Below are 25,795 nucleotides of genomic sequence, written 5' to 3' on the forward strand. Positions count from 1 at the left end.
TATGGATTCGAAACTGCTTGCATTCGAATTCAACGCTATACGTTCAGGTCGGCGTATTTCTGAAATATCCCCCAATCGCTCCCCTCTCCCTCTGGGAGAGGGCCAGGGTGAGGGCTTTCGGTCTTCAGGCATGCGCCAGACTCCAGCGAAACGCCGCATTTTGATCACTCTCCCGCGCCTCGACCCAATGCGAACCCTCCGGCGTGGTCTCACGCTTCCAGAACGGCGCACGGGTCTTCAGCACATCCATGATGAACGCACAGGCCTCAAAAGCCGCATGCCGATGCTTGCTGCTGACGCCAACGAACACGATCGGCTCGCTCACTGACAGCGCGCCGACCCGGTGCACAATCTCCACCGCCAATAGCGGCCACCGCTCGCGGGCCTGTTCGGCGATCTGCTCCAAGGCCTTTTCGGTCATGCCCGGATAGTGCTCCAGAAACAGCTCGGTCACCGGCTGCCCGACGTTCAGATCCCGCACATAACCAATGAAATTCACCACCGCGCCCACCCGTGGATTGCGCGCATGCAGGTCGGCAATCAACTGACCGGCATCGAAGCCTTTACGCTGGACTCGAACACCCATGCCTCAACCCCCCGTAACTGGCGGGAAAAACGCAATCTCGTCGAAATCCTCGATCGTCTGATCCGGCTGACACAGCTCCTGATTCACCGCGCACATCAGGTTGCCGGCGCCGAGCACTTCACGCCAGACATCGCCACGCTGCATCAGCATCTGTCGTACATCCTCGACACAAGCGAGGGTGTCGCTGGCCGGAATCTTTTCACCGCCCAGATTGAGCCGGTCACGGTAGCTGGCGAAGTAGTTGATCAGAATCATTGCGGGTTCTCCCATTGAAAGTGGCCGGAGCGGCCGCCCTGTTTGCTGAGCAGGCGGATGTCGCCGATAACCATCGCCCGGTCCACCGCTTTGCACATGTCGTAGATGGTCAGCGCGGCGACGCTGGCGGCGGTCAGGGCCTCGAGTTCGACGCCGGTCTGGCCGGTGAGGCGGCAGGTGCTGGTGATCTGTACGCGGTCCGGTTCGCAGGCTTTGAGCTCGACGTGGATCGAGCTGAGCAGCAGCGCATGACACAGTGGAATCAACTCATGAGTGCGCTTGGCCGCCTGAATCCCGGCGATCCGCGCCACGGCGAACACATCGCCCTTGGGGTGGCCGTTGGACTGGATCATTTGCAGGGTTTCCGGACGCATCTGCACCCAGGCTTGCGCGGTGGCTTCGCGGCGGGTGGCGGCTTTGTTGCTGACGTCGACCATGTTGGCGCGACCCTGATCGTCGAGATGGGTGAGGGTGTTGCTCATGCGGTGGGCTCCTGGATCGGGCTGTAGATTCGCGGGGCGTTGCGGTGCGGGACGTGGATCAGGTTCAAGCGGTGCTTGAGCGCCCAGCGCACGGTCAGCGCGGTGGGGGCAGACAGGCTGACGAGGGTGCCGAGGCGGGCGCGCACGGCTTTGTGGATCAGTTCGAGGCTGCAACGGCTGGTGACCACGACGAAGCCCTGACGCGCATCGAGGCCTTCGAATTGCAGAGCGCCGATCAGCTTGTCGAGGGCGTTGTGGCGGCCGATGTCTTCGCGGCACAGCAACGCTTGGCCGTCGGCGTCGAAGTACAACGCTGCGTGCAGGGCGCCGCTGCTGCGGGCCAGTTGCTGGGCCTGCTCGATGCGCTGGCGGATGCCGTTGAAATGCGCGGCCGGTGGCAGCGGTGTAGGGGTCAGGATCTCCAGTTGCGGCAGCGCCTGCTCAAGGGCTTCCACACCGCAGAGGCCGCAACCGCTGGTGCCCGCCATTTGCCGGCGGTGATCCTTCAGGGCCCAGAACGCGCGGCTGGAAATCTGCACGTCGGCCTGGCAGGCCTGGTCGAAACGGGTCAGGCGAATGTCGTGGATATCGTCGAGGCGGTCGACGATGGCGTTGCTCAGGCTGAACCCGCGAATGAAGTCCTCGATGTTGCCTGGCGAGACCATCATCACGGCCTGATTCAAACCGTTGTAACTGATGGCCAATGCGATTTCGGCTGCCAGCGCCGCGTGGGACACCGGCGCGTCGTCGAGGTATTCGCGATAAGCCACTTGCGCCGGTTGTGGCGCGGGGGCGTTGGCGTCGCCCGGTTCGATGAGTTGTTCAACTTGGCACAGCATCTTGAAAGTCCCACGAAGCGCTGAAGTGGGTTCAGGCTACGGGGCAGGGAAAAGTGCGTCCAATCGCTTGTTCCGATGCAGTGATTGGATTGGTCGATGACCGCAGGCGCACCTGAAGTCGTTGCACCGAAGTGCAACGTTTCAGGCAACTTGGGGAGGGTTAAACGGCAGGCGCCTCGATCCCGAACATCTTGCGCGCCTCGGCAAAACACTTCTCGGCAATCGCCGAGCGCGGTTCGGTCTTGCGCATCACCAGCCCCAGCGGCGCGAGCACGCTGGCATCCGGCAGGTTAATGAAAGCCAGATGTTCGATCGGCTCTTCCAGCCCGCTGTCCAGCGGCATGATCGAGCAGCAGAAGCCCTGGTGAATCGCCTGCAGCAGTTGATAGGTCGAGTCGCTTTCCAGGATCGGCTGCGGATTCAACCCGCGACTGCGGAAACTCAGGTCGATGGATTTGCGGTAGTGCATGCCGGTAGTGATCATCCCCAGCGGCAGTTCGGCGGCGTCTTCCCAGCTCATTTCCGGGCCTTCGAAATGGAAGTGGCGGGTGTCGTAGAGCAGGCCGACGCGGGTTTCGCCGATCTCGAAGAACTCGAAATAGTTCGGGTTGACGTGGTCCAGATAACACACGCCCAGATCCAGCTGATTGTTGCCCAGGCCTTCGATGATCTCGTCCGAACTCAGCGACGACAGGCTGTACTTCAGCTCCGGATAAGTCCCGGACAAACCCTGAATGTAATTCACCGGATTGAAGTTGCTCAGCGGCACCAGCCCCAGGCGCAGGCTACCCACCAGTTGCCCCCGGCAGGCCGCCGCTTCGGCAAACAGCCCGTCGTGAGCGGCCAGCAACGTGCGGGCCCAGGCCAGTACGCGCTCGCCGGCCTGGGTGAAACCTTCGAAGCGCTGGCCGCGATTGACCAGCACCAGATCCAGCTCGTCCTCCAGATTGCGCAGTCGCATCGACAGGGTCGGCTGGGTGATGTGGCAGCGCGCGGCGGCCTGGCCGAAGTGGCGGGTTTCGTCCAGCGCGATCAGGAACTTGAGTTGTTTGATGTCCACGACGGCACCTGCTCGATAAGGAATTTTGATTGAGTATTGACGCAGATGCGTACAGCGCACGGAAAGCGCAGGGAACGACGATCCCATTGATGGTTTTTTTCGTCCAATCGGCAGTGTCTAAGAGCCTATCGAGGATCTCGATGACCCCCGGTTTCATTGGGTCGGACAGTGGTCGAGGGGCTGAAAAAAATCACCGATAGAGCAGGTCGATAGTGTGGTTGGCCAGAGTGATTAGACAGTCCTCACAAGCGGCACTTAGGCTCGTCATCCATTGAATTGACGACGGCCGGAGAGTGCCATGAGTGTGAAATCGGATGCCTTGTTCGTTCCCCTGAATATTGCCGTGCTGACGGTCAGCGATACCCGCGATTACGCCAGCGACACCTCCGGCCAGTTGCTGGTCAGCCGCCTGCTGGAGGCCGGCCACACCTTGAGCGAACGCAACCTGCTCAAGGACGACCTGTACAAGATCCGCGCCCAGGTTGCGCAGTGGATCGCCGACGACGGCATTCAAGTGGTGCTGATCACCGGTGGCACTGGTTTCACCGGTCGCGACAGCACTCCGGAAGCCGTGGCTTGCCTGCTGGACAAGCAGATCGACGGCTTTGGCGAGCTGTTCCGCGCCATCTCGATTCTCGACATCGGCACCTCGACCGTACAAAGCCGCGCGCTGGCCGGCCTGTCCAACGGCACGCTGGTGTGCTGCCTGCCGGGCTCCACCGGCGCCTGCCGCACCGCGTGGGAAGGCATCCTCGCCGAACAACTGGATAACCGTCATCGCCCGTGCAACTTCGTTCCGCACCTCAAGCCGGTGCAAGCCTGCGGGCCGCGCGGATGAGCAAGCCCGGGTTGATGCCGGTCGAGGACGCCCTCGACCAACTGCTGGCCATGGCCAATGAACAACGTCTGCCGGACAGTGAATCGGTGCCGCTCAATGAGGCTCGCGGGCGCGTGCTGGCCAGCGATCTGGTCGCCACCCTCGACCTGCCGCCGTGGCCGAACAGCGCCATGGACGGTTATGCCTTGAACCTTGCCGACCTGCATCGCCAGCCGTTGAGCGTGTCACAGCGGGTCTACGCCGGGATGGCGCCGGACGCCTTGCTGTCCGGCACCTGCGCACGGATTTTCACCGGTGCGCCGTTGCCCATGGGCGCCAATTGCGTGGAGATGCAGGAAAACGTCGAAGTGCTGGAGGACGGTCGCGTACATTTCCTGCAACCGCTGAAGGTCGGCCAGAACATCCGTCCCCAGGGCCAGGAGAACCGCGTCGGCGACACCTTGCTGCGCGCCGGCAAACGCCTCGGCCCGTTCGAGCTGGCCGTCGCCGCAGGGCAGGGCATGACCCATTTGCCGGTGGTGCGTCGTCCGCGCGTGGCATTGCTGTCGACCGGTGATGAGCTGGTGGAACCTGGCCAGCCGCTGCGTCCCGGCAGCATCTACAACAGCAACCGCACCTTGCTCGACCACTGGTTGCGCGAACTGGGTTGCGAAGTGATCGACGCCGGGATTCTGCCCGATCGCCCGGCGCAGACCCGGCTCAAACTCGAGCAACTGCAAGTGGCGGCCGATCTGATTCTGACCACCGGCGGCGTGTCTGCCGGTGATGCCGATTTTCTCGGCCAGGTGCTGCGCGACAATGGCAAACCGCTGCTGTGGAAACTCGCGATCAAACCCGGTAAACCGCTGACGGTCGGCCATTTCGGCACGGTGCCGGTGATCGGCCTGCCGGGCAATCCGACCTCGGCGCTGGTGACCTTCGGCCTGCTGGCGCGCCCGTACCTGCTGCGCATTCAAGGCGTGGAAGAGGTGATGCCGCTGAGCTTCACGGTCAACGCCGGCTTCGATTGGCCGAAACCCGGCAGCCGTCGCGAATACCTGCGCGTGCGTCTGGAGGGCGGTCAGGCGGCGCTGTATCCGAACCAGAGTTCCGGGGTGCTGCTCGGTGCGACCTGGGCTGACGGGCTGGTGGAAATTCCCGAGAACAGCACCTTGCGGGTCGGTGATCCGCTGCGCTTCATCCCGTTCAGCGAGCTGTTCTGAGCGCGATCAAAAGCTGTAGACCACTTGCCCGGCCAACGAGGTCTGCAACCGGCGCTCGACAATCGGGCTGTCGGCCGCTTCGTGGCTCAGGTACTGCACCGCCAGAACGGTCGATACGCTCCATTGCTCATCCAGCGGCAACGACCAGGTCAGATCCGCACCGCGACTGACCAGGCCACCTCGGGCGTTGTAGGCCCGGAACTGGCTGCGCGAGGCCTGGGTGTCGCTGACGCCGTACCAGGTGCGCATGTAGTTGCTGTCGCCGAACTGGCTGTTGAGGCCGCCGGTAACCTTGCCGTAACGGCCTTCGTAGAACGGCGCGCTGATGCTCAGCTTGAGGCGGTTCCACGACGAGCCGGTGTCGTGGTCATCGTCGTCCTTTTCCAGCGCATGCTCGAAACTCGCGCCGAGAATGATCGGGCCCATGTGATAGGTCCCGTCGAGCCCGATCACCGGGCGCGACTTGATCGAACCCATGCCGTTGAGCTCGTCCGAGCCTTTGAATCCGGTCTTGCGATCCTTGCGCACGTCGCTGGCGCCGACGTAGACGCTGAGGCCGAAATCCTCTTCGTCGAAGCCCCAGCCGAGGCCTCGGCTGCTGTCGAGAAACACACCATAAGGGCTGACGATTTCGACCCCCACCAACGGCGCCACCACCCGTTCATCACTGCCGCTGTAACGCGGCGCACTGGCCGCCCCGGCACGCAGGGTGGCGTGCCAGTCTTCGGCACGCAACGAATCGCCCGGCAGCAGCAGGCAGAGGGAAGTCAGGGACAGCGAAAGTGTGCGTAACGAAACCGGCATGGGGCACCCGAGGGAAGATTGGATGCGCCCATGCTAGTGAGGGGGCGGCCGGCAATCTTTGGCAGCTTTGTCGGGAAACTGTCAAAGACTGTGAAGGCGGTTATCGGCTCAGTCCCAGCCGTTCGTGCCACTGGGCGATGGACTCTTCGGGATAGACCTCGAATTGTTGATCCTTCTTGCTCGCCTGCACTTCGACCCACGGTGCCTTCGAACCGAGCATCAGGTGGGTATGTTCCGGCGGCACCGGCAACGGCGTGTCGATGGCCGAGGCGAACGGGTGGATCAGCTCCGGCCATTCCGGGCTGAACAGCCACAGTCCGCTGCCGCACAACGAGCAGAAGTGCCGTTCGGCGCTGCTGCGGTGGGCGCGGGCATCGCCTTCGTCTTTCATTTTCGCGTGGTAGATCGTGATGTGTTTGCGTCCGCGCACCGTGAGGCTGGCCGCGTCGCCGCCGAGATTGATCGCATAGCCGCCACCGCCCTGGGTCTTGCGGCAGATCGAGCAGTAGCAGCGCTGATAAGGGTAGGGGTGGGCGCTGTCGAGGGTGAATGAAACCGCGCCGCAGTGGCAGGAGCCTTCGAGTTGCATGAGTGGCCTCCGGTTGGGCTGAAGTCGTTCGATTCAGCCTAGACGAGAAGATCCCGGGCGCCCGGAGCGTCAGTTGTATCTTTACCCCGAGCCGGTCTGGTGCTGGGAACGTCGGCGCAAGGGCAGGCGTGGTGATGGATCACACAATCAGGGCGCAGAAACATCTGCAGAACGGCCGCAGACGCTGTTAGCCGGAGCGCGCCGGGAATCAATTTGAAGCGGTTTGTGCGTGGGTGGGTGTGGTCGGAGTCTGGTAGCCTTTTTTCGCCATGTAGATGAACCGGCAATGACGCCGAACACCGGCCGGCTTCAGATTCACAGGATTTGATCCGGCCATTTATCAAGGAAGTTGGATATGCCAGTCAAACCGCCAACCAAGGGTGCAGGCCCGGTTGATGTCCATTTTAAACCGCCCGCTGATGGCGCGGTGTCGGGGCCGACGATTCGCCCCGGTGGCCACTTCACGCAGCCAGATCCACCCGCTTTTTCCGGAGGCTCAAGGGCCCCGCATGACCGCACTGGAGAGGTCGTCAGTCCTCCGGCTTCGATCACTGTTCACGAGGCGCAGCCGACGATTGAAATACCCGCCTCCGGGCAACAGTCGTTGGAGGCCTACCACGTCCCGGGGGCAGGCCGGCTGACGGAGATCGATGCCGATGGCTTCAGGACGTTCAAAGGGCGCCAGTTCGCCGAATTGCCCGATCAGGCCATCGTCCAGGTCAGTGCCGATCCGCAGACGGGGTTGTACCGTGCCAGGCTGGCCAGCGAACTCAATCCTTCCGGCCCGGTTCTGGAGCGCGATAGCGATGGCAGGCGCTGGCACCCGCTTCAAGAGTTTGACACTGACCGTTTTCGCACCCCAGACCCGCGCAGTGAAGTCGACTCGCCCCTCGAGACAATGCCTCACCCGGAAGGTGACGAAGGGCGCAGTCGTCAGGACGCTTCTGACGACGAGTTCGAGCTGGCTTCCGAATCAATGCAGATCAAGCCTTACACCGAACAGGAACTGGCGGCCATGCGTCACGAGGTGCGCTATTCGTTCCGGGCCAATCGTCTGGCTTCGTACGACCGCACCAACAACGGCAAATACCCGTTGCGCGATCCGCAGGGCAGGCCGGTACGGATTCGCAAACTGGAAACGCTGGTGACCTTGCGCACGGGGGAGCGATATCGTTCGGAGCTGATCAAGCCTTACATCAAGTTCGAAGGCTATGAAGACGTTGCCAGGCTCTATGAAGAGAAACTCGAGCTGCGTACTTTCACCAGTGCCGACGTGAAAGTACCCGGCGAGAAAGCGCTGATCGGCCAGCTTATGGTGGTCGCGAACAAGCGAATCACCAGAGGCGAGGCGCTGGGCCTTTACGGCGGAACGATCAGCCGGGCAGGGCTGCTGCGGCCAGAGGAGCAGACGTACACCATGCTCGCGGGCACTTATTTGCATTACGGACCGGGAAGGTTCATCGAAGAGCCCCTGGTGGTCATCGGTGACAATATTGTTTCGCGGATCAACACGAACTTCGAATATGACGCCGCCGACAAGCCAGTCAGGCAAGCGGCGGGGGGCTATAACGTGAACATAATCGGGTTCAAGGTTGAAGCAGACCTGCAGATCGGCACCCGGTTCGAACGTCGGCGTTATATCCTGAGTGCGCTGTTCGCCGCGGACGATATTCCGGCGGGGACCGAGTTGCGCTGCAAGTACAATTATTCGGAACAGGACATGAAGCTGCTGTTTCCATGAGAAAACGGCGTGCGGCCGACTCCCTGGGGAGGAGCGAGATGAACGGCTCCTCACCCCGGCCTGTCGAAACATCCGACTGAACAGGGTAATGGGGCAAGGTCAGAGCGCCTTAGGCACACGCCACAGGTACCACGCCGCCACCGTGCGAAACGGACTCCACGCCAATCCGATGTCAATCATCTGCTTGCGCGTCGGCTGCACCTCCAGCCCCTTCAACCGCCGATAGCCCTCGCGCACGCCAAAGTCATCCGCCGGCAGAATATCCGGCCGCTCCAGGCTGTAGATCAGCAACATCTCTACAGTCCAGCGGCCAACCCCGCGCAGGCTGACCAGACGCTCGATCAGCGCTTCGTCCTCCATCACCAGCGCGCTCGAGTAATCCGGCACCACACCGTCCAGGGTCGCCTGGGCAATCCCCTGAATCGTCGCAATCTTGCCCGCCGAAAACCCGCAACCGCGCAATTGATCGAAGTCCGTCGCCAGAATCTGCTCGGGACGCGGAAACGTCTGCCCGGGAAACAACCCCACCAACCGCCCGACAATCGCATCGCCCGCCTTGGCGTGCAGTTGCTGATAGGCAATCGCCCGCACCAGCGACTCATACGGATCGCGCGTCGGATGCGGCTGATGTAGACAAGGGCCTATGGCAGCAATGTGGCGCTGCCAGTCGGCGTCGAGGCTGGCCAGAAACACGCTGGCCGGTTGGTAGGGATCGGGCATGAGTTACTTCAGCAAACCGTTGACTTCGCCATAGGTGAAGGCCTTGAGGTCATGGGTGTCGAGCTTGCCGCTGGCGAGAAAGCTTTTCACCAGCGAACCCATGGCGCCGTACATGAACTCGGCGATCCCGGAGCCTGCGCTCAAGCGGCGCACGCCGAGGGCTATCAGTTCTTCGGGAGAGGGCAGGCAAGCGAAGCCCAGAACGTTGACCGGTAAAGTTGTGCCCTTGCAGATTGCTTCGATTTCGTAGGCAGACGTCACCCCGGCAGCGAACAACCCATCGGCCCCGGCTGCCTGATAAAGCGCGGCGCGGTGCAGGGTTTCGGCGACGCGATCCTCGGCAGGCACCAGGCTTTTCAGATAAACGTCGGTGCGGGCATTGATAAACAGCTTCACATTGCGCTTGTCGGCCACTTGTCGCGCGACTTCGATCTTGCGCGCCAGCAGTTCCGGCGTGCCGCTGCCGTCTTCGATATTGATCCCGACCGCACCCGCAGCGATCACGGCATCGATCACTTCAGCGACCCGGCCGAGGTCATCGGAATAACCGGCCTCGATGTCCACGCTCAACGGCACCTCGATGACTCGCGCAATCGACTCCACGCTGCTGATCAAACGCTCGAGCGGCAGAGTGTTGCCGTCCGGGTAACCGTGGGCCCAGGCGACTGCGGCGCTGCTGGTGGCGACCGCTTTGCCACCCAGTTGCTCGACCAGTCGCGCGCCGGTGGCGTCGGCGACGTTGGTCAGGATCAGCAGGCCATCGTGGTGCAACTGGTGAAACTGAGTGTCGAGCGCGTTCATCGAGATCCCTTCTTGTCGGTTGTTCAGAAAGCCAGTGGTTGCGTCAGCTGCACGGCGGCGTTTTCCAGCCGGAGCAAAAACGCCTTGCGCGGTTGCCCACCACCATAGCCGGTCAACGAGCCGTCCGCACCGATCACCCGATGGCATGGCACCACGATCGACAGCCGATTCTGCCCGTTGGCCAGCCCCACAGCGCGACTGGCGCCGGGTTTGCCCAGCCGCGCTGCGATGGTGCCGTACGTGCTGGTGTGGCCGTAGGGGATTTGCCGCAGTTCGCTCCAGACCTGCCGGGCAAACTCGCTGCCGGGCAGGTGCAGCGGCACGCCGAATTCGCTCAGCTTGCCGGCGAAGTACAGCGCCAGCTCGTTTTCGAGCTGCTGCAAATGCGCGTTGTGCCCCGGTGCGACCACGTAGCCGTAGCGGTTCTGCAGTTCTTCGACTTCCCGGGTCAGCGCCGGGCGGTCGAGAAACTCCAGCAGCACCAGTCCACGGCGTTCGGCCATGGCGATCATCGGCCCCAGCGGCGTGGTCAGGCGAGTGAACAGCAGCGGCTCGCTGGCTGCCGCGCGTCCCGGCGTGATGTGGAACGATTTCTGAAACGCATCGCGAAAACCGCTGAGGGATTCATAGCCGGAATCGAACGCGGCGTGGTCGATGGACGTGCCTTGCTTGATCCCGCCCAACGCCATGCCGAGCCGGCGGGTGCGCAGCCACGCGTGGAAGGTCATGCCGAAATGCTGCTTGAACCAGCGCCGCAGCTTCAGCGGCTCGATGCCCTCGGCGAGCAATTGCGCATCGCTCCAGCGCAGCTCCGGATCGGCGTCGACCGCTTTTAGCAGCCGCTGCACCCAGTCCGGGGCGATGGCCGCAGCGTCTAGCGGTTTACAACGCAGACAAGCGCGGTAACCGGCGGACAGGCACTCGTCAGCGTGGGCGAAGAACTCGACATTTTCCGGTTTCGGCTTGCGCGCCGTGCAGGTAGGGCGGCAAAAGATCCCGGTGGTTTTCACGGCCGTGAAGAACACGCCTTCATAGGCAGTGTCGCTTGCGAGCATGGCGCGAACCATTTCGGCGTGAGGGGGCAGGGCAGCGGTCTGTATGTTCATGGGCCGAGGATAAAACCAGTTATTCGACGGCTCCACCGAAAAATCGACAGTGAATTTTTGGTGCGCTTCACTAAACGGACCCATTCAAGCTGTCGGTACCACGATGTTCTCGCTAAGGCAGATTACATGACCGTTTGTCGGTTTTCGACCGACACCTGTTATTTCTGACAGTAGACGTGATGATTGATTATGCGTTTACTTGCTGTGCCTCAGATTCTTATTGTTTGAGGGCTGTGAGATGCGTTTCTTTGTAACTGTTCGACGAAGCGTTTGCGGAGCATGAATCCTGTGTAAATGATTGAGGCCAATATAGAGGATTATAAAAATGTCCAATGAAGAAGCACTGCCAGCTATGAAGTTCCTTAATGTTTTTGGTGAGATTAAAAGGAGCAGTTTGATCGAGGGGAAATTATTTATTCTAATTAGAATGCCGAAGCCGGAGAGCGACGGTACCTGTACCGTATGGCTGGAAGCTGATGAAAAAACCGTAAAAACGATTGATTTTCCGGCCGGCTCCGAGAATTTCGTAATTACTCACTTATCTGAGGACGACTTAGTGAAGCTAGGTAATGGTAAGTATTATTTTGATTATGGTAAAGCGCCTACGCCTGGTCATCCGGTATTCATACCTTCCGATAAAGTGCAAGTGACGATCAATTTGTAAAAAAAAGGATCCTGGATTTGGCTCGGTTTGAGACTTGATAAGAAGATGAGTATGTTCTGATAACAATGGTTATTTGGATGTGCTTGGTAAGTTGAGCCATTTTTATTTGGGTTTTTCTGCAAGAAATTGAAGTCCGATGCCAGTATTGGCATCGGATTATTTTATGTGTCTCGCTCGGCATTGAAACTAACCTACCTCATCGCCTTCACCCCCCGGCGCTATTGATGGGCTGAATTCTTTGTTCGATCTTGCGCCCGCGGTTTGATCAGTTCGGCAAGCAGCGACGAACAGTTTCAGGTCAGATCCAGATTCGCGATCGAAGGGTTATGTGTCCACAAGCCGAGGATAAAACCAGTTATTCGATGGCTCCACCGAAAAATCGACAGTGAATTTTCGGGCCGCTGCACTACAGTGATCGGGTCGCTACAACTCGGGAAATGAAGGTATGCCACCGTTCACGATTCAACACATCGATCACATCGTGCTGCGCGTCGCCGATCTGCAACGCAGCATTGATTTCTACGACCGGGTTTTCGGCGCCGAAGTGGTCAAGCGCAATGAAAAGTTCGGTCTGGTGCACCTGCGCGCCGGCACGTCGATGATCGATCTGGTCGACCTCGACGGCGAAATCGGTCGCAAGGGCGGCGCCGCTGCCGGCAGCGAACGGCGCAATGTCGATCACTTCTGCCTGCGCATCGAGCCGTTCGATGAAGCGGCGCTGGTCAGTCATTTGCAAGCCTGCGGCCTGACCGTCGAAAAAGCCGCCACCCGTTTTGGCGCCGAGGGCTACGGCCTGTCGCTGTACTGCTTCGACCCGGACGGCAACCAGGTCGAACTCAAGGGCCCTTCCGAAGCTTAGGCGCGCTTGGCCATTAACAATACCGAAGCTGCCGCCGACAGCAGCCCGGCGCAGCAACGGTTGAAGATCCGTTTGCCGCGCGGCTCGGCGAACCAGCGGCGCATGTGCAGGCCCATGTAGGCGTAAGCGCTGATGGCGATCCATTCCAGCAGCAGGAACAGCACGCCCAGCAGCATGAACTGCGGGGTGATGGCGCGGGTCGGGTCAACGAATTGCGGCAGGAATGCGGTAAAGATCAGGATTGCCTTGGGATTGCCTGCCGCCACCAGAAACTCCTGACGCGCCAGGGCCAGAAGCCCGTTCGCCGGCGCAGTAACCGCGTCTTCGGCGGCAGGATTGGCCCGCCACAGCTGCCACGCCAGATACAACAGATACCCCGCGCCAATAATCTTGATCCCATAGAACAACAGTTCAGACGTTTGCAGCACCACCGCCAGCCCCGCCGCCGCGAGGGCGATCATCCCGGCGAACGCCAGCAGCCGACCGACCCCGGCCACGCAGGCGCGGCGATAGCCGTAGCGGGTGGCGTTGCTGACCGACAGCAGGTTGTTCGGCCCCGGCGCCATGTTCAAGGCAAAGCAGGCGGGCAGGAACAGGGAGAGGGTGGCAAGATCCATGGTGCGGGCTCCGGTGGCGGGAGCGCTATTTCTATCATGCAGGCGTGTGGGCCTGAACCGTACAGTCAGGTAGCAGAGTCGCGGTACAGCGATGGACGGGCGCGAATCCGTTCGAACTTTCTGCTGCCCCGTCAACTCTGAAACCATCAAAGGGTGATGAATCCGACAGAAAAAAATCATCTGGCGGGTCAGAAAGGCCAATTGCCGTGTAAGCTTTCGCGCCATGCTTCTCCATTCCCCCATGGCCCCAGGCGGCCCATTGTACGAGCGACTACATGCAAGCAAAGGCCCGCGAGGTTCATGTACCACCGGTGTTGCAAGATCTGCGCGCCGGCACGGCCGAACTGCACATTGCTCTGGAAAAACGCCTTCCTTTCTTCTCCGACACCCTTGATCTCCACGCTTTCGAGCGACTGATGCGCGCCTATTACGGCTTCTATCAGCCACTGGAAAGCGCATTGCAGGACAGCGGCGAGATCCCCGCCGATTTCGATCTGGTTTCGCGGCTCAAGACCCCGACTCTGCAACGCGATCTGCAGGCGCTGGGCGCAAGCGGCGGAGAGTTTTCGCTCTGCCGCCAGTTGCCCGCCATCGACTCCGCCGCCGCCTGCCTTGGCGTGCTGTACGTGCTGGAAGGCGCCACCCTCGGCGGACAGATCCTGCGCCGGGAAATCGCCACGCGGTTGAGCCTGGGCGCGGACAACGGCGCAGCGTTTCTGGACATCTACGGCGCTGCCACCGGTCGGCGCTGGCGCGATTTCATCGAATACCTGGGCAGTCGCCCGATGGACGCCGACGAGCGTGAAGCCGTCGTGGCGGCCGCCCACACTACATTCAGCTGTTTCGAGCGCTGGCTCGAAAGCCAGGAGGTTCTGGTATGACCCCGCAAGACAAAGAAGCCTTTGAAGAGTTGCTGGCCAACTGTGCCGACGAGCCGATCCGCTTTCCCGGCGCTATCCAGCCGCACGGTTTGCTGCTGACCCTGAGCGAGCCGGACCTTTCGATCATCCAGATCAGCGCCAACGTCGAAACCTTGCTCGCGCGCCCGGCGCAAGAGCTGATCGGCCAGCCCCTGCAAAGCCTGATCGGCGATGCCCACGCTGCGCAGGTTCGCGAGGCCTTGCAGCAACCGGCCTTGTCCGATGCGCCGCCGCTGCACTTTCGCCTCAACGGCACGGCGTTCGAAGGTTTGCTGCACCGGCATCAGGATGTGCTGATTCTGGAGCTGGAAATCCACGTCGAAAACTTCCAGCCGCGCAACGTCGCCGGCACCGAGACCCATCTGGGGCGGATGCTCGCGCGCCTGCAAAAGGCCCAGAGCCTGCAGGCGCTGTACGACATCAGCGTCAAGGAAATCCAGGCCATGACCGGTTACGACCGGGTATTGATCTACCGTTTTGAGGAAGAGGGCCACGGCCAAGTCATTGCCGAAGCGTCCGACCCCTCGATGGAAGTGTTCAACGGTCTGTTTTTCCCGGCCTCCGACATCCCCGAGCAGGCCCGCGAGCTGTACCGCACCAACTGGCTGCGGATCATCCCGAATGCCGACTACCAACCGGTGCCGCTGGTGCCCAAGTTGCGCCCGGACACCCAGACTCCGCTGGACCTGAGCTTCGCGACGCTGCGCAGCGTGTCGCCGATCCACTGCCAGTACATGAAGAACATGGGCGTGCTGTCCTCGATGAGCATTTCCCTGCTCAAGGGCGACAAGCTCTGGGGCCTGATCAGTTGCGGCAATCGCCAGCCGCTGCATGTACCGCATGAATTGCGCACCGCGTGCCAGACCATCGGCCAGGTGCTGTCGTTGCAGATCAGCGCGATGGAAGCACTGGAAGTCAGCCGTCAACGGGAAGAAAAAGTCGAAGCGTTGGCGCTGCTCAATCAAGCAATGATCGATTCGCCACAGAACGTATTCGATGGTTTGGCCAACCAGCCACAAGTCCTGATGGCGCTGGCCAATGCCGGCGGCATCGCGATCATCGAAGACAAGCAATTGCACCGTTACGGCAACTGCCCGGAGCCGGAAGAGATCCGTGCCCTGCACAAATGGTTGCAGGAGCGTGGCGAGCCGGTGTTTGCCAGTCACCACCTGGCCAGCGTCTATCCGCCGGCCGCGCACTATCAGCAAGTTGCCAGCGGCGTGCTCGCCATGAGCCTGCCCAAACCGGTGGACAACGGCGTGCTGTGGTTCCGCCCCGAAGTCAAAGAGAACATCAACTGGAGCGGCGACCCGCGCAAGCCGCTGGATTTGGAAAACTCCGACGCCGGCCTGCGCCTGCGGCCGCGTACTTCGTTCGAAATCTGGAAGGTCGAGATGGCCGGGATTTCCACCAAGTGGAGTCACGGCGATCTGTTCGCCGCCAACGACTTGCGTCGCTCGGCGCTGGAAAATGATCTGGCCCGTCAGGTGCGCCGGGAGCAGGAGGCGGTGCGTGCCCGCGATGAATTGGTTGCTGTGGTTTCACACGATCTGCGCAATCCCATGACCGTGATCTCAATGCTGTGCGGCATGATGCAGAAGGCTTTCAGCTCCGACGGGCCGCACACTTCGCGGCGCATCTCGACTGCGATCGACACCATGCAACAAGCCGCCGGGCGCATGAACACGCTGTTGGAAGACTTGCTCGACACCTCGAAAATCGACGCCGGGCGCTACACCATCTCGCCGCAGAAACTCGATGTCGCGCAGATGTTCGAAGAGGCGCAATCGCTGCTCGCGCCGCTGGCGCTGGACAAGGACATCAGCATCTCGTTCGAGGCCGATCCCGACCTGAGCATCCATGCCGACCCCGAGCGACTGTTTCAGGTGCTGTCGAATCTGGTCGGCAACGCGATCAAATTCACTCCGCGCCTGGGCACGGTCGACGTGTATGCCAAATCGGTCGGTGACGACATCGTCTTCACGGTCCGCGACAGCGGCGAAGGCATTCCCAAGGATCACCTGCCGCACGTATTCGACCGTTACTGGACGGTGAAGGAAGGCAATCCGACCGGCACCGGGCTGGGCCTGTATATCACGCAAGGCATCGTCGAGGCCCATGGCGGGCAGATCGTTGCCGAGAGCGAGCCGGGGCAGGGCAGTGAGTTCCGTTTCACCGTGCCGCGTCTGGACTGAAACGCGGATCAGCGCTCGGGTGGCTGCAACATGGCCACCCATTCTGCGGCGAATCGATGGCAATCGCCTGGCCAGCGCGCTGTCAGCAGTTGGCCGTCGCGCACCACAAATCCTGATTGCAGTTTCTGCGCACAATCGCGCTTGGCGATCAGCGGCCCGCGTTGGAAGTCGGCTTTGCTGGCCAGCGCGGTCTTCACTTCCGCTTCGACGGTCTGCTTGTAGGTGCGGTAGTAGCGCCCCAGCCACGCAGCTGTCATCAGCCACGCCGGCAACTCCATGGTTGCCGCGAGCAACGCCGTCACCTTGCGCCCGAACAACACCGAACGACCGGTATCGGGGTCGAGCGTCCGGGCCAGCAACAGCACGCCGTGGCACACCGCCGCCACGGGTTTTTCGGACTTGAAAAATTGCAGGGCGATCTGCTGGGCCTGCGTGGATTCCAACAACGTGCGCATGCCTTTGGCATGCCCGCCGGGGATCAGCAGACCATCGAAGCGGTTCGTGTCGACATCGGCATACGCCAGCGGCTGCTTGAACGCTTCGGACTCGATCATCTGCGTGTAACTGTCCAGATCGGCCTTGCGCGTCATCAGCATCGGGCTCAACAGGCCGAAGCCGATATTCACCAACCGTGGATCGGCGTGGGCAGGCAAGCCTTGCGGCGTGGCAAAACGTACTTCGATGCCCGCATTGCGCATCGCCTGCCACGGCACGCTGCTTTCGGTCGGGTCGTAATCGGCAGAGGGCAACAGAATCAGAATCATCGAGGGGCAGACCTCCTGGTCAAAAGTGATCGCATAGCCAGAGCGTAGTGGGTCTGCGCGAGCGGGGGTAATTTCCTTCAATACCGCCTGCTGTGCGCCGGCTACCGTGAGCGCCTTGTTCCTAGATTTGAAGCAGGTGTGCGATGAGTCTGATTGTATCGATGGCGGCGTTTGCCCTGGCCGCGTCCATTACCCCGGGGCCGGTGAATATCGTGGCGTTGAGTTCGGGGGCGCAGTTCGGTTTTCGCGCGAGCCAGCGGCATGTGGCCGGGGCGACGCTAGGGTTTGTGCTGTTGCTGGTGTTGATGGGACTGGGGCTGCACGAAGTACTGAAACTGTGGCCGTCGCTGACCCGCGTGGTGCAACTGGCCGGGGTGGCGTTTTTGCTGTTCATGGCCTGGAAGTTGGCAACGGATGACGGGCAGTTGAATGCGGGAGAATCGGGCAGGGCGCCATCAATGCTCTACGGCGCAGTAATGCAATGGCTCAATCCCAAGGCCTGGCTGGCCTGCGTGGCGGGGATGGGCGCGTTTGTCGCCGACGGCGAGGCGCGGCTGGTGTGGCAGTTTGCGGCGGTGTATCTGGTGATCTGTTATCTGTCGGTCGGGTGCTGGGCGTATGCCGGGACGTTTTTGCGTGGCTATCTCGGCAACCCGGCAGGGATGCGTTTGTTCAACCGGGTGATGGCATCGCTGCTGGCGGTGAGTGCGATTTACCTGCTGGCGCCTCAAGCCCCGTGGGAATCACTCCCACGGGTATTTGCAGGTTGAATCAGTTCAGTCCGCTCAGGGCGTCTTCAGCCGCTTTACCTAAAGGATGAAAGCGATTTTTGCGCAGCTCCGCAATCGCATACACCGCTCGCGCCGTGCGCCCGTTGCCATCGACAAAGCTGTGATAACCGAGCATCGCTCCCAGCATCTGCCTGGAAAAATGTTCACCCGCAGGATCCAGAGCCTTGGCGTGTTGTTCCAGCAACGCTGCGCCTGAAACATTGGAAGGATAGCGTGCCTCCCCCGTTGGACTGCGCAAGCCGCCGGCATCCTTGGGAGCAATGCGTTTGTGCAGCTCGGCGTATACCGCCGGATCGTTCAGTGGCTTGTTGTTACGGCTGAATTCGAGCAGAAGGTCTTTCACACGATCGACGTCGTTACGAGAACTGGATGCGTGAACAATCCAGGCCGCGGCGCGATCTGTGTTATCGGTCAGTCCAGCGGGATTGAACTTCAGTTCATCCAGTAGGCTGTCGAATGGCGCCTTGCCCAAATCCGTGGTCAGCAGTGTGCGCTGGTGGTTGTGCATGAACTGCAGGTTTTTGTATTCAATGGTCAACGTCGTTTCGAACAACTCGGGCAGTGTATTGTGATTGCTGAACTGGTGGAGATTAGCCAGCGTATATTTTTTCGCCTGTTGCCTGATCAGACTTTCGACCACTTGTGGATCCAGCACTTTCTTCAACGACTGGGCCGCGTCGGACTGGCGCGCAATGTCGCCCAATGTCTTTTCCAACAGGTGCGCGAGCTCCGACTCGGGAATCTTGCTCAATCGTTTTGCGTCGTTTGCATGCAGTTTCTGCAGAACCTGATGCGCATCCTCTATGAGATCATTTTTGAACAGTGCTCGAGCGTGAGCGACGGTATCCAGCGACGTTCGAAGTTGGGTAGCCGAGCCGGTGTGCTCAATGGCTTTGATCAGGTCGTAGCTGTTGGCACCGGTCAGAAACCTGAGTTGCTGCTTGGCTTGATGTGCCAGTGAGAGCGTATGGCCGCTCAGTTTCGTCAGCCCTCGTCCGATCAGTTTGCCACCCGCCTTGAGCAGTTGCGGCAAACCCGATAACGGATTGAACAGGCTGAGGGCCGTCTTTGCCAGAACCCGCGAAGCGGACAGCAGTTTGCCGGCGATGGCCGCAGCTTTGCTGGCGGCGGCAGCGATGGCGACGGGCGCGGCAAAAATGGTCATCGCCAGTACGGCAGCGTCGACAATACAGTCGAAAATGGCACCGCCGTGTTTCTTCGGATCCCCTGAAGTCAGTCCTTCCACGCAGCCTTTGAAGGGAATGATCAGGTTGAGAATAATGTTGAAGATAGCGTCGGTTTTTTCGATCGCCTTTTCTCGTGCGGTTTGCTGCAGGCCCAACTGGTGAATCTCTTTTTCGGTGATGTACGGATTTTGCCTGGCGACCAGCCTGCCCAGTGTTTCCATGCGTGAGGATCGATAAAAGGGTATTTGATTATCCCGGTCGCTGTGGTCGGCAGGTGCTTCAAGTACGCCGATCCTGCGGACGTGGACTCTGGACAGGACACCCGTTTTGGGTGGCACGTTTTGCAAGTAGGCCTGAAGGTCGACGGGGATCAATTCAAATTTTTTCTTGTCTGCGAAGCGAGTGTCGAGCGGGTAGCCGTTTCCGGTTATCAGCGGCTTGAAGAACGCTTCAAGATTTGGGTTGTACCGGCATTCCATCCTGAGTGGAAACAGTTCAAAGCACTTGACGGCATAACCGTGCTTTACACAAAGAATGACGCCGTAGCGCCCGGTTTCACCCGGGACGTAAGTCGCCGGACTGAAACCATAACGCCCGGTAACTCTCGCCGGTTTGTAGTTCATATTCTGAACGCAATAGATCCCGATCGCACCGTATTGGAGGGACGCTGTATCTTCCGGGAGTACCTGAGAAATGGCGATCTGGATATTGCGCGCCAGCCCCTCGAGTACAGACTCGAAATGACTGTTGGTCGCCGACTCGTAAAGCTCGGTAACGGGATAGAGATAGGGCAGGTTCGGGAAGGATTTGTAGATACTGGTGCCTTTGATGCGATCCCAGTCTTGAGTGTGAAGTTCGTCGCCCATGTAAAGGTCCAGCACTGACACTTTACGACCGGCGCCACCACCACTGCCGCGATGTTTGACCAGCAGTTCATCGGGGTCGCAATGGCGCTCCTGCGATTTCAGCTCTTGCAACGCAAGTTGTCTTCGGTCGGGCAATGGTGTGGAAAAACATTCAGCGGCTTTCAGCGTCATGTCGATGTACTGATCGTATTCGCGCATCGCGCGTTCGATTTCTTTTGCGCTGAGATCGCCTTGCGCATCTCGCGTGATGACACCGTTCATCCAGGCCCAGGTCACCACCGGGTCCACCGAGCCCTCAGCTTGTAACGCAGCCAGAGGCGCGAGTGATTTCGTCGATTGGCTGAATCCCATCAGATGTTGATAAGTCATTTTGCGGCTGGCACCGGGTGCCAGTGCTTCTACCAGATGCACCGCCTGAGTAGCGATCACCCAGGCTGGTGTTCCCATTCGCAGGCTGGACGGCCAGTCTGCAAAAAGGTACTCCGGCGCCATGCCTGCCAGAATCATCTGTGCCACCAACGGAGCGAGTGGGGGGGCAACGTGCAAATGCTTGATCAGATGCGCTTCCAGTTCCGTTCGAACCTGGCTCGGATGCTGTTTGAAGTAGCGTCTGGCGTATAGATCGAAACCGGCGAAGTGGGTATTGGCAATATCCAGCGCCGGGTCGAGATCAAGCAATATCGCGGCAACCGCCAGTTGCTCTGCGAGTTCAGTCGATTGTTGAGTGGCAGCTGCTTCATTAAGCCAGCCCAGTCGGGACAGATAATCTTGCCCGTGCCGGGACGCTGTACTTTCGAGCAATTGTTGAAGGCGGTAGTCCATGCTGGTTGTAGCGCCGTCACTTGGTCCGCTCTCAATCAGCACGCTTCTGCCGAGGACATTGACGATGGCTTCAGAATACATAGTGAAACTTTGTTTCAGATCAAGAATGATTGCCCGGTTGTTTCCTTCAAGCTTGAATGGCGACGTATCTGGCGCGTCCAGCAGTTGCCAATAGTTTCCATACTTCGGGGGCTCGGGCAATGTCGAGAAGTTCAACAGGTCCAGCAGGTCACGGGTCTCTTGTTCGTTTGTCGGTACTTGCAATCCGTTGAATCGCAGCCACTGGCCGACACTGATTTCGTCTCCTGACACGATCCATCCGCCGCTGGATGCGGCGATCCTGGCCAACAATCGCAGATCGTCTTCCAAGTCCGCCCGACCTGTGACATCCACGGTGATATCCCGGAGAGAAACAAACGGGGTAGCAGGCCGACCGTTGCTGGAAACCAGATTTCGATGACTGAAGTAGAGCCGGCCTCGCTCATCCAGCAGAAAAATCGCGTTGTCCGGAATCTGGTGGCGAGCGCGGACAAAGTGAAAATCGTCGTGGCGAAGAAGTATGGAAAGCGAAACTTTACTGCTGCGGTGAATCTGGTCAAATGTGCTGTCCTCCACGCACGGAACCAGAATTTCATCCCATTTCCAGCCAAGGCGTTCAATGGCGTATTTATCGTCGATAAAGTTTGTAATGGTCTGGCTTACTGTCTTCTTTTGAAGTGTGTTGTTGGAGTTGTAAACATAGTTGTCCATTGGCTTCATGACTCGGAATCCATTCTCTGGTAGCGAAATAAATGAGATGTGTGGTGGTTGTTTATTGACTGTCGTTTTTGTGCGGTAGACAGGTTTTAGAGTAAGGCGCCAAGGCGAAAATTGGCGTGGATTAATGTTCGAAGTGTTTCTTTGTCGTGGCGGGAATGAGAGGGGGGATTGTTTTTAAAGGCCTGAAGCTTTGTTGGCGATAAATATGTATATCTTTCCGGGTATGTAGACTTATCAAAGTGACCGAGGCGCCTCTGTAACCTGATCGTTCCCACGCTCTGGGTGGGAATGCCTCAAGGGACGCTCCGCGTTCCAGCTCTGGAAGGGACGCGGAGCGTCCCGGGCTGCATTCCCACGCAGAGCGTGGGAACGATCCAAAACATTTCAGTGCGACGGGATTGAGCGTGTGGAGCTATCCCCGATACTGCCCCGGCGTAGCCGCCAGATGCTGCTTGAACGCCCGCTGAAAATGCGCCTGATCAGCAAACCCCGCCTCCAGCGCCACATCCGCAATCAACTGCCCGCGCCGCAAGCGCTCGCGGGCGAACTGGATGCGCTGGTTGACCAAAAACGCATGGGGCGTCATGCCGTAATGCTGTTTGAAGGCGCGGATCAGGTAGGACGGTGACAGCTCGGCAGCGGCGCAGATGTCGTCGAGGCTGAGCAGGTCGGTGCAGTGTTGGCGGATGAAGTCGGCGGCGCGTTCGAGTTTGCAGTTCGGTTCGCGCAACGGTTGCTCGATGGGATTCAAACGTAGTTGCAGGTCGCTGAAAAACTCCACGGCTGCGCTCTGCTTGCACAGCACGTCTTGCTGATCGTCGACCAACACGCCGTACAACCCATTCAAGTCGCGAAACAGGCGGGCGTCATTCAAATGGGTATCGGTAAACCGCCGAAACTCAAGCTCCGCGCTGAACCCCAGCTGATGCTGCAGATCCGTCAGCCACGGCGTTTCCACATACAGCATCAAATACGACCACGGTTGGTCATCGATCGGGTTGCACGCGTGCACGTCCCCCGGATTCATCAGCACCACGGTGCCGGCCGCCACTTCGAACGAGGATTGCTCATGCACATAGGTGCTGCGTCCGGCGGTGATCGCGCCGATGGAAAAGTGCGCGTGGGAATGACGGGAATAGCAGACCTCGCGGCCATCGGCGATGGCCCGCGCTTCAATGAAGGGCAGGGCGTCGTCGCGCCAGAAGCGAGGGGCTTGTTCGGGGTTCTTGGCGGCAGCGTGTTTCATCGTTGTGATTCTCGGCAGTCGGGCCTGAGTTTAGCGAGCGCTGACTGCCGTTGGCCAGTCATCGTTATTACACGAACTCCAGCTTATCGATTAACGCACTATCACCGTGGACTTCGATCTGAACCCTCGTGAATGAAGGCTGGATGGTATGTCCGAATGCTTTCTCGCCAGCACCATGCGCAGGTTCAATGAACTCGTCAATCTTCGAACCATCCTGCGCAAAAAAGCGCACAGTCAGTCCTTTATCTGCGTTTGCAAACCAAAAGCTGAAGCTGTTTTGGGCCGGGTTGAGGTCGATCTCCACGGTGCCTGGACGAATGACCAGGACTTGCCCATTAACGTGGGTACCGCTTGATCCCTGAATGGACATCGGTGCTGTAGATCCTGGCAAAAGGTGAAAAGGTACCCCGTAGCTGGTGAATGTCTGCCCGGGAGCATAAGTTTTTGATGCCTGATCTTCGAAATCCACTGTGTTCATGGCGGCATACCTTCAAATGGAGGAATGGCCATGGTCAAGCACCGTCAGATCAAAAACACCTGTCATATCTGACAGGTTACGTGGATTCCCGATGAGCGGTTGGCTGCGTTCAGCGGCTTAGCTCTGGCCGGCGAAGGCTCGTTCCAGTTCGGCGATGTCGAGTTTTTTCATCCCGAACATGGCCTGCATTGCCCGTTGGACTTTGGTCTGGTCGGGGTCGGTCATCATGTGCATGAACGCCACCGGCACGATCTGCCACGACACGCCGAACCGGTCCTTGAGCCAGCCGCATTGCTGCGCTTGCACCGGCCCGCCGGCGCTGAGGTTGCCCCAGAAATGGTCGACTTCCTCCTGGTTCTGGCAATTGACCTGAAACGAAATCGCCTCGTTGAACGTGAACACCGGGCCGCCGTTGAGTCCGGTGAAGGTCTGGCCGTCGAGTTCGAAACTGACGGTCATCACCGAGCCTTCCGGGCGGCCGTGGAATTCCTGGCCGACCTTGCTGTAGTGGGTGAGGGCGGTGATTTTCGAATGATCGAAGATCGAGCAGTAGAACTTCGCCGCCGCTTCGGCCTGATCGTCGAACCACAGGCACGGCGTCAGCTTTTGAAAGCGTTGCATGGCAGTCATCCTCGGCAGGTTGGACACGCTGGATTAATAGCGTAGTCAGTCTGTGGTCGGCTGGCAGCGCAACGGGCCGAATGGTCGGTTGCTGCGAGTCAAGCCGAGGCTCCAGGGTTTACCCGCGACGCTCGGCAATCATCAGCAACGACTGCGGCACCGGGCTTTGCGGATGCTGCGGCTCGCGCAGGCCGGTCAACTGCAGGCCGGCCATGTCCAGCGCATTGAGCCAGCTGGACAAGGTGCGGAAATACCACGGCATCGGCTGCCAATCGCCCTGGAGTCCGTCGAAGGTTTCTTCCCGCCAGCCGTCCTGATAATCACCGGCGGCCGCCGACCACGGATGCAGCGTCTGGATCACCAGTGCACCGCCCGGCACGAGCAGGGCATTCATCGCCGCGAGCAGTGGAATGATGTCCTGATGCAGCAGGGAAAAATTGGCGCAGATCAGGTCGTAATCGCGGCCAATGTCGACCTTCGTTTCACCCAATTCTTCGTAGCTCGCGACATGCACGGACGGTGAACCTGCCGTTCGCGCGGCCTCGACCAGCGTCGGATCACCGTCTACGCCGACCGCCTCGAGTCCTCGCTCGGCCAGCGCCCGCAACAGCCAGCCTTCGCCGCATCCCAGGTCGAGCACGCGCTCCGGCTGACGCCCCATTACCGCCAGCAGAATGGCCTGATCGGTCACCTGCCGGCGACTCTCAATGGCGCCGCTGCGCACGGCTTCGGTCCAGGCCCGGGCGTTGTGCTGCCAGCTCTGGAGGAGGGTGGATTCAGGCGAGGACATGACGGACTCCGGGATCGCGGGATGCAGGCAAGGATAGGTCAGGTGTAGTCGGCCAGCTGAATCCGGTTACGACCGCCGCGCTTGGATTCGTAGAGCGCGCTGTCGCCCTGTTCGATCAACGCCGCGAGGCTGGCCGGCGGCTGATCGAACACCTTGGCGCCGATGCTCAGGGTGACGGCCTGCGGGGTGGTGTAGGTCTGGGAAGTCATCTGCTGAAACTGCTCACGCAGCGCACAGCCCAGATCCATGATCTGTGCGTGGGACGCATCACCCAGCAGCATCACGAATTCGTCACCGCCCAGCCTTGCTGCCAGCGCGCCTTTGGGCAGCACCGCGCGGATCATTTCGCTGAGGGCGATAAGCAACCGGTCGCCGGCGGTGTGGCCGTACAGGTCGTTGATCAGTTTGAAATTGTCGATGTCGATCAGCAGCAGCGCGCCGGGGCGGGTGCTGGAGACTTCGTCGAGCAGGCGCGGTGCACGGACTTCCAGGGCGCGGCGGTTGTACAGCGCGGTCAGCGGGTCCCGGGCGGCCAGTTCGGCAATCTGTTTTTCCCGCCGGTAGCGCTCGGTGCCGGTCATCGACAGCGCGATCAGCATGATCGCCATCGCGCCCTCTACCAGGGAAATCTGAATGATCTCGCCGCGCAGCGACGCCAGATCGATCAGCGTGCCGGGAATCACCGCGATGATCGCCTTGGTGAAATAGAACGCGCCGTGGATCAGCAACACATAACGCAACTGCACCGCGCCTACGCTCAATGATTTGCCGTGCGGGCGCAGCAACAGGCTGGCCCGCAGCATCGATGCGGCCACCAGCAGCGAGTTGGCCATCAGCATGATCTTCGACCACGACGGATCTTCCGGTAACAGCAGCAACGCCAGCCAGAGCAGGAACATCAAGTACCAGGCCCGCGACAACCGCTGCTGGGTAAACCGCGCGACCCCCAGCAGAAACAGCCAGTGCGCGACCACCAGCAAACCGTTGGCGAACCAGATGCCGATCAGCGGATAACCGTTGGCGCGCAACAGGGCCAGGCTCGAGCCGACGGTGATGGTGGCGAAACCGGCGCTCCAGAACAGCAGGGAAGATTCGCGGATACTGCGCCATTCGACCGCCAGATACAGGGCGGCCGCCGCGGCCAGGGCGGTGGAAATGGTGAGCATCGTGAGAGGATCGAGCGCCATGAAAGG

Annotated in this window: 26 protein-coding genes; 8 read left to right on the forward strand and 18 right to left on the reverse strand. The window is 60.1% G+C overall.

The window, feature by feature from the left end:
- Positions 1-124: 124 nt before the first annotated feature.
- The 5 genes from moaE to ACEN93_RS28100 form a co-directional block, all read right to left on the reverse strand.
- Positions 125-586 (reverse strand): molybdopterin synthase catalytic subunit MoaE, encoded by a 462-nt coding sequence (moaE, locus tag ACEN93_RS28080; RefSeq protein WP_039770880.1) that lies wholly within the window; start codon positions 584-586, stop codon positions 125-127.
- A gap of 3 nt (positions 587-589) precedes the next feature.
- Positions 590-841, reverse strand: coding sequence for a MoaD/ThiS family protein (locus ACEN93_RS28085; RefSeq protein ID WP_074687836.1), 252 nt, complete (start codon positions 839-841; stop codon positions 590-592).
- Positions 838-1,323, reverse strand: a complete 486-nt coding sequence (gene moaC / locus ACEN93_RS28090; RefSeq protein ID WP_495610793.1) for a cyclic pyranopterin monophosphate synthase MoaC — start codon at positions 1,321-1,323, stop codon at positions 838-840. Before moaC ends, ACEN93_RS28085 begins: the two co-directional genes overlap by 4 nt.
- Positions 1,320-2,162 (reverse strand): formate dehydrogenase accessory sulfurtransferase FdhD, encoded by an 843-nt coding sequence (fdhD, locus tag ACEN93_RS28095; protein WP_495610794.1) that lies wholly within the window; start codon positions 2,160-2,162, stop codon positions 1,320-1,322. Before fdhD ends, moaC begins: the two co-directional genes overlap by 4 nt.
- 160 nt (positions 2,163-2,322) lie before the next feature.
- Positions 2,323-3,222: a LysR family transcriptional regulator gene (locus tag ACEN93_RS28100; protein WP_039770870.1), complete on the reverse strand. Its 900-nt coding sequence runs from the start codon at positions 3,220-3,222 to the stop codon at positions 2,323-2,325.
- Between the two features lie 298 nt (positions 3,223-3,520).
- On the opposite strand from ACEN93_RS28100, the gene moaB reads away from it, so the two are divergent.
- Both moaB and ACEN93_RS28110 read left to right on the forward strand, forming a co-directional pair.
- The gene (gene moaB / locus ACEN93_RS28105; protein WP_039770868.1) at positions 3,521-4,060 is read left to right on the forward strand and encodes a molybdenum cofactor biosynthesis protein B; all 540 of its coding nucleotides are present in this window, start codon (positions 3,521-3,523) and stop codon (positions 4,058-4,060) included.
- Complete coding sequence (locus tag ACEN93_RS28110; RefSeq protein WP_103386502.1) at positions 4,057-5,262, forward strand: molybdopterin molybdotransferase MoeA; 1,206 nt, start codon at positions 4,057-4,059, stop codon at positions 5,260-5,262. Before moaB ends, ACEN93_RS28110 begins: the two co-directional genes overlap by 4 nt.
- Positions 5,263-5,268: 6 nt before the next feature.
- On the opposite strand, the gene ACEN93_RS28115 is transcribed toward ACEN93_RS28110, so the two are convergent.
- Positions 5,269-6,066, reverse strand: coding sequence for a MipA/OmpV family protein (locus ACEN93_RS28115; protein ID WP_080770647.1), 798 nt, complete (start codon positions 6,064-6,066; stop codon positions 5,269-5,271).
- Between the two features lie 100 nt (positions 6,067-6,166).
- On the reverse strand, positions 6,167-6,655 hold the full coding sequence (locus ACEN93_RS28120; protein ID WP_103386500.1) for a GFA family protein: 489 nt from the start codon (positions 6,653-6,655) through the stop codon (positions 6,167-6,169).
- 355 nt (positions 6,656-7,010) lie between these two features.
- Here ACEN93_RS28120 and ACEN93_RS28125 point away from each other — a divergent pair, with 355 nt between their 5' ends.
- The gene (locus ACEN93_RS28125; RefSeq protein ID WP_039770862.1) at positions 7,011-8,396 is read left to right on the forward strand and encodes a hypothetical protein; all 1,386 of its coding nucleotides are present in this window, start codon (positions 7,011-7,013) and stop codon (positions 8,394-8,396) included.
- 99 nt (positions 8,397-8,495) lie between these two features.
- On the opposite strand, the gene ACEN93_RS28130 is transcribed toward ACEN93_RS28125, so the two are convergent.
- From ACEN93_RS28130 to ACEN93_RS28140, 3 genes are read right to left on the reverse strand one after another with little or no spacing between them, the layout of a single operon-like run.
- Complete coding sequence (locus ACEN93_RS28130; RefSeq protein ID WP_074687841.1) at positions 8,496-9,116, reverse strand: DNA-3-methyladenine glycosylase family protein; 621 nt, start codon at positions 9,114-9,116, stop codon at positions 8,496-8,498.
- 3 nt (positions 9,117-9,119) lie between these two features.
- Positions 9,120-9,917 (reverse strand): isocitrate lyase/PEP mutase family protein, encoded by a 798-nt coding sequence (locus ACEN93_RS28135; protein WP_103386499.1) that lies wholly within the window; start codon positions 9,915-9,917, stop codon positions 9,120-9,122.
- Positions 9,918-9,940: 23 nt separating this feature from the next.
- Positions 9,941-11,023, reverse strand: a complete 1,083-nt coding sequence (locus ACEN93_RS28140) for a bifunctional transcriptional activator/DNA repair enzyme AdaA (RefSeq protein ID WP_103386498.1) — start codon at positions 11,021-11,023, stop codon at positions 9,941-9,943.
- A gap of 325 nt (positions 11,024-11,348) precedes the next feature.
- Between ACEN93_RS28140 and ACEN93_RS28145 the strand changes: the two genes are divergently transcribed.
- Positions 11,349-11,687, forward strand: a complete 339-nt coding sequence (locus ACEN93_RS28145) for a hypothetical protein (protein WP_103386497.1) — start codon at positions 11,349-11,351, stop codon at positions 11,685-11,687.
- A 445-nt stretch (positions 11,688-12,132) separates the two neighbouring features.
- Entirely contained in the window at positions 12,133-12,546 is a 414-nt protein-coding gene (locus tag ACEN93_RS28150; RefSeq protein ID WP_039770856.1) for a VOC family protein, read from the forward strand.
- Here ACEN93_RS28150 and ACEN93_RS28155 read toward each other — a convergent pair.
- Positions 12,543-13,163 (reverse strand): LysE family translocator, encoded by a 621-nt coding sequence (locus ACEN93_RS28155; protein ID WP_103386496.1) that lies wholly within the window; start codon positions 13,161-13,163, stop codon positions 12,543-12,545. The genes ACEN93_RS28150 and ACEN93_RS28155 overlap by 4 nt on opposite strands.
- Before the next feature lie 275 nt (positions 13,164-13,438).
- On the opposite strand from ACEN93_RS28155, the gene ACEN93_RS28160 reads away from it, so the two are divergent.
- Together ACEN93_RS28160 and ACEN93_RS28165 are read left to right on the forward strand one after the other, a co-directional pair.
- Positions 13,439-14,044 (forward strand): biliverdin-producing heme oxygenase, encoded by a 606-nt coding sequence (locus tag ACEN93_RS28160; protein WP_163974709.1) that lies wholly within the window; start codon positions 13,439-13,441, stop codon positions 14,042-14,044.
- Complete coding sequence (locus ACEN93_RS28165; RefSeq protein WP_490840988.1) at positions 14,041-16,278, forward strand: ATP-binding protein; 2,238 nt, start codon at positions 14,041-14,043, stop codon at positions 16,276-16,278. Before ACEN93_RS28160 ends, ACEN93_RS28165 begins: the two co-directional genes overlap by 4 nt.
- Positions 16,279-16,286: 8 nt before the next feature.
- On the opposite strand, the gene ACEN93_RS28170 is transcribed toward ACEN93_RS28165, so the two are convergent.
- On the reverse strand, positions 16,287-17,042 hold the full coding sequence (locus tag ACEN93_RS28170; protein ID WP_074687849.1) for a type 1 glutamine amidotransferase domain-containing protein: 756 nt from the start codon (positions 17,040-17,042) through the stop codon (positions 16,287-16,289).
- Positions 17,043-17,185: 143 nt separating this feature from the next.
- Between ACEN93_RS28170 and ACEN93_RS28175 the strand changes: the two genes are divergently transcribed.
- Complete coding sequence (locus tag ACEN93_RS28175) at positions 17,186-17,812, forward strand: LysE family translocator (RefSeq protein ID WP_074687850.1); 627 nt, start codon at positions 17,186-17,188, stop codon at positions 17,810-17,812.
- 1 nt (position 17,813) lies between these two features.
- Here ACEN93_RS28175 and ACEN93_RS28180 read toward each other — a convergent pair whose 3' ends face one another.
- The 6 genes from ACEN93_RS28180 to ACEN93_RS28205 form a co-directional block, all read right to left on the reverse strand.
- A complete protein-coding gene (locus ACEN93_RS28180; protein WP_490843787.1) occupies positions 17,814-21,467 on the reverse strand; it encodes a hypothetical protein in 3,654 nt (1,217 codons plus the stop codon).
- Between the two features lie 412 nt (positions 21,468-21,879).
- Positions 21,880-22,713 (reverse strand): AraC family transcriptional regulator, encoded by an 834-nt coding sequence (locus tag ACEN93_RS28185; RefSeq protein WP_039770846.1) that lies wholly within the window; start codon positions 22,711-22,713, stop codon positions 21,880-21,882.
- A gap of 67 nt (positions 22,714-22,780) precedes the next feature.
- Positions 22,781-23,191, reverse strand: coding sequence for a hypothetical protein (locus ACEN93_RS28190; protein WP_134333565.1), 411 nt, complete (start codon positions 23,189-23,191; stop codon positions 22,781-22,783).
- 117 nt (positions 23,192-23,308) lie between these two features.
- Positions 23,309-23,812, reverse strand: coding sequence for a VOC family protein (locus ACEN93_RS28195; RefSeq protein WP_039770842.1), 504 nt, complete (start codon positions 23,810-23,812; stop codon positions 23,309-23,311).
- A gap of 118 nt (positions 23,813-23,930) precedes the next feature.
- Complete coding sequence (locus tag ACEN93_RS28200; protein ID WP_414881214.1) at positions 23,931-24,602, reverse strand: class I SAM-dependent methyltransferase; 672 nt, start codon at positions 24,600-24,602, stop codon at positions 23,931-23,933.
- A 38-nt stretch (positions 24,603-24,640) separates the two neighbouring features.
- Positions 24,641-25,789, reverse strand: coding sequence for a GGDEF domain-containing protein (locus ACEN93_RS28205; RefSeq protein ID WP_495610795.1), 1,149 nt, complete (start codon positions 25,787-25,789; stop codon positions 24,641-24,643).
- Positions 25,790-25,795 lie beyond the last annotated feature (6 nt).

Source organism: Pseudomonas sp. Pseusp21, from assembly GCF_059492145.1.